The 5,065-nt window shown below is 42.6% G+C and carries 1 protein-coding gene (cut by both window edges); it reads right to left on the reverse strand.

All 5,065 nt of this window come from inside a single coding sequence — locus tag ACKTTV_RS08440, PKD-like domain-containing protein (protein ID WP_408030389.1), on the reverse strand. Of the gene's 40,353 coding nucleotides, 28,829 precede the window and 6,459 follow it; the stretch shown corresponds to coding positions 28,830-33,894, spanning codon 9,610 (partial) through codon 11,298 (complete); reading right to left, the first codon wholly in view occupies window positions 5,062-5,064. Both the start codon and the stop codon lie outside the window.

Genomic DNA, 5,065 nt, shown 5'->3' on the forward strand with positions numbered 1-5,065 from the left:
AACACCATCACCATCCTCATCATGTCCGTTTGGATTACATGGATCATTCGGATCGGGATCTACACTATCACATACGCCATCATTATCAGCATCAGTTGCGTCAGGGATACATGGATCAGTTGGATTTGGATCTACATTGTCACATACACCATCGCCATCACTGTCTAAATCTTCTGGACCACATGGATCTGTTACATCAGGATCAATCACATCACAGATACCATCACCATCTACATCTGTTGCATCTGGACTACATGGATCATTTGGATCGGGATCTACTGCATCACAAATACCATCACCATCCGTATCAGCACTAGTTGGATTACATGGATCATTTGGATCGGGATCTACTGCATCACAAACGCCATCGCCATCGCCATCTGTAGCATTTGGATTACATGGATCTGCTGGATCAGGATCTACTGCATCACATACTCCATCACCGTCAGCATCTGTACTTGTTGGGTTACATGGATCGGCTGGATCTGGATCGATTGTATCACATACGCCGTCATTATCCGCATCCGTATTGTCTGGAATACATGGATCCGTTGGATTTGGATCTACTGTATCACATACGCCATCATTGTCCGCATCTGTATTATCTGGCACACATGGATCGGCTGGGTCTGGATCCACGCTATCACATACGCCATCGCCATCTGCATCCGTATTGTCTGGGATACATGGATCGGTTGGATTTGGATCTACCGTGTCACAAACGCCATCATTATCCGCATCCGTATTATTCGGTACACATGGATCATTCGGATCGGGATCTACTGTATCACATACTCCATCATTATCCGCATCTGTATTGTCTGGCACACATGGATCGGCTGGATCGGGATCTACCGTGTCACAAACGCCATCATTATCCGCATCTGTATTATCTGGTACACATGGATCTGTTGGATCAGGATCTACCGTATCACATACACCATCGTTATCCGCATCTACATTATTCGGGTTACATGGATCAGCTGGATCGGGATCTACTGTATCACATACACCATCACCATCTGCATCCGTATTATCTGGATTACATGGATCAGCTGGATCTGGGTCAATTGCATCACACACCCCATCGCCATCGCTATCGGTTGCATCTGGTAAACATGGATCATTTACATCATTATCCGTAATCGTTCCCTCTCCTTGTAAATCTGTGGTTGTTATATTTCTTCCTGAAGCAGTTTGAATATTACTTAAGTTTACTGTAAATGTCTCGTCTACTTCATAAATATTATTATTTATCGTTGTTATTGGAATGGTTACTGAGGTACTTCCTCCTGGTATTGTATAACTAACACCTGTTTGTCCTACATAGTCCGTTCCATTTAATGCAGTATTATCAGCCGTACTTGATTCAAAAGTTACATCACAAGTTATTGCCTGACTCAATGTCACTGTAAAATTACCTACTGCACCTTCAACAACCGTGATATCATCAATACTAATGGTAGGTACAGGGTTTACAACAACCGTATACGTGTAAGGATTTCCTATACAACCGTCCGAACTCGTTGGTGTAATTGTATAAATAACTGTTTGATCCGCACTACTGGTATTTACTAAAGTATCAGTAATACTTGTAGAGTTAGAAGCCACTGTTGTTTCTCCTGTTACATTTGGATTATCCGCTGCCTGCCAACTATAGGTGACACCTGATAAGTTAACATCCCCTGTTAAATCATGATTCAACGCGACATCACTACAAACTGTATCTGTTGGTGTTGTTGCTACAAATGGTTCTGGATTTACTGTTACCGTGTAAGTATATGAATTTCCGGCACAACCATCTGAACTCGTTGCTGTAATCGTATACACTACAGTTTGAACCGATCCACTCGTATTGGTTAAGGTATCCGTAATACTCGTCGCTGTGGAAGCTGTCGTTGTTTCTCCAGTCACATTCGCATTGTCTCCTGCGATCCAACTAAAGGTTGCTCCTGTTAAGTTTACATCTGAAGTTAGATCATGGTTCAAGGCTACATCACTACAAACCGTAGCTGTTGGTGCCGCTGCTACAAATGGCTCTGGGTTCACCGTTACCGTGTAGGTGTAGGTATCTCCGCCACAACCATCAGTACTAGTTAATGTTATTGTATACACTACCGTTTGAACTGAACCGCTCGTATTGGTTAAAGTATCTGTGATACTCGTTGCTGTCGAGGTACTTGTTGTCTCTCCTGTGACATTCGCATTATCCGCGGCACTCCAGCTGAAAGTTACTCCTGCTAAATTTACATCTCCTGTTAAATCATGGTTCAACGCTACGTCACTACAAACTGTATCCGTAGGTGCTGCTGCTACAAATGGTTCTGGATTTACTGTTACCGTGTAGGTATATGAATCTCCTACACAACCATCTGAACTCGTTGCTGTAATCGTATATACTACTGTTTGAACAGAACCGCTCGCATTGGTTAATGTATCGGTAATACTCGTAGCAGTTGAAGCTGTCGTTGTCTCTCCTGTGATATTCGCATTATCTGCTGCACTCCAACTGAAGGTAGCTCCTGCAAGATTTACATCTCCTGTTAAATCATGGTTCAACGCTATATCACTACAAACTGTGTCCGTAGGTGCTGCTGCTACAAATGGTTCTGGGTTTACTGTTACCGTATACGTATATGAATTTCCTACACAACCATCTGAACTTGTTGGTATAATCGTATACACTACAGTTTCAACAGAACCGCTCGTATTCGTTAAAGTATCGGTAATACTCGTAGCAGTTGAAGCTGTCGTTGTCTCTCCTGTGATATTCGCATTATCTGCTGCACTCCAACTGAAGGTAGCTCCTGCAAGATTTACATCTCCTGTTAAATCATGGTTCAACGCTATATCACTACAAACAGTAGTTGCTGGTGCTGCTGCTACAAATGGTTCTGGATTTACCGTTACCGTATAGGTATATGAATCTCCAGCACAACCATCTGAACTGGTTGGGGTAATGGTATATATTACTGTTTGAACAGAACCGCTCGTATTCGTTAAAGTATCGGTAATACTCGTTGCAGTTGAAGCTGTTGTTGTTTCTCCTGTGACATTCGCATTCGCTGCTGCACTCCAACTAAAGGTTGCTCCTGTTAAGTTTACATCTCCTGTTAAATCATGGTTCAAGGCAACATCACTACAAACGGTAGCTATTGGTGCTGTCGCTACAAACGGTTCTGGATTTACCGTTACTGTATAAGTATATGAATCTCCGATACAACCATCTGAACTGGTTGGGGTAATGGTATACACCACTGTTTGAACTGAACCGCTCGTATTCGTTAACGTATCAGTAATACTCGTAGTGGTTGAAGCTGTCGTTGTTTCTCCAGTTATATTCGCATTATCTCCTGCACTCCAACTGAAGGTAGCCCCTGCTAGATTTACATCTCCTGTTAAATCATGGCTTAACGCTACATCACTACAAACTGTAGATGTTGGTGCCGCCGCTACAAATGGTTCTGGGTTTACTGTTACCGTATAAGTGAACGGATCTCCAACACAACCATTAACACTTGTTGGGGTAATGGTATACACCACAGTCTGCACCGAGCCACTTGTATTCGTTAAAGTATCTGTGATATTCGTTGCCGTGGATGTACTAGTCGTTTCTCCAGTTATATTCGCATTATCTGCTGCACTCCAGCTGAAAGTTCCTCCTATTAAATTTACATCCCCAGTTAAATCGTGATTCAACGCTATATCGCTACAAACTGTATCCGTAGGTGAACTAGATGCAAATGATTCTGGATTTATAGTTACCGTATAGGTATATGAATTTCCGGCACAACCATCTGAGCTTGTTGGTGTAATTGTATACACCACTGTTTGAACTGAACCACTTGTATTGGTTAATGTATCCGTAATACTCGTAGCGGTTGAAGCTGTCGTTGTTTCTCCTGTGACATTTGCATTGTCTGCTGCACTCCAACTAAACGTTGCTCCGACAAGATTTACATCTCCTGTTAAATCATGGTTCAAGGCTACATCACTACAAACTGTATCCGTAGGTGCTGCTGCTACAAATGGCTCTGGATTTACCGTTACTGTATAAGTATATGAATCTCCGATACAACCATCTGAACTGGTTGCTGTAATGGTATACACCACTGTTTGAACTGAACCGCTCGTATTGATTAATGTATCGGTAATACTTGTTGCCGTGGAAGCTGTTGTTGTTTCTCCTGTGACATTCGCATTGTCTGCTGCACTCCAACTAAAGGTAGCTCCTGCAAGGTTTACATCACCTGTTAAATCGTGATTCAAGGCTACATCACTACAAACTGTAGCTGTTGGTGCTGCTGCTACAAATGGTTCTGGATTCACCGTTACTGTGTAGGTATATGAATCTCCTGCACAACCATCTGAACTTGTCGGTGTAATGGTATACACCACTGTTTGAACTGAACCGCTCCTATTGGTTAAAGTATCGGTAATACTTGTTGCAGTTGATGCACTTGTAGTTTCACCTGTAACATTGGCATTGTCTGCTGCACTCCAACTGAAAGTAACTCCTGCAAGATTTACATCTCCCGTTAAATCATGGTTCAAGGCTACATCACTACAAACTGTATCCGTTGGTGCTGCTGCTACAAATGGTTCTGGGTTTACTGTTACCGTGTAGGTATATGAATTCCCTGCACAACCATCTGAACTGGTTGATGTAATGGTATACACCACTGTTTGAACTGAACCGCTTGTATTGGTTAAAGTATCAGTAATACTCGTAGTGGTTGAAGCTGTCGTGGTTTCTCCTGTGACATTCGCATTCGCTGCTGCACTCCAACTGAACGTTGCTCCTGCAAGATTTACATCTCCTGTTAAATCATGGTTCAACGCTACATCACTACAAACTGTAGCTATTGGTGCCGCCGCTACAAATGGTTCTGGATTTACCGTTACTGTATAAGTATATGAATCTCCTGCACAACCATCTGAACTCGTTGGCGTAATGGTATACACTACCGTTTGAACTGAACCACTGGTATTGGTTAAGGTATCCGTAATACTTGTCGCCGTTGAAGCAGTGGTTGTTTCTCCTGTTACATTCGCATTGTCTGCT

This window comes from Tenacibaculum xiamenense (assembly GCF_964513065.1).
Classification (GTDB): domain Bacteria; phylum Bacteroidota; class Bacteroidia; order Flavobacteriales; family Flavobacteriaceae; genus Polaribacter; species Polaribacter xiamenense.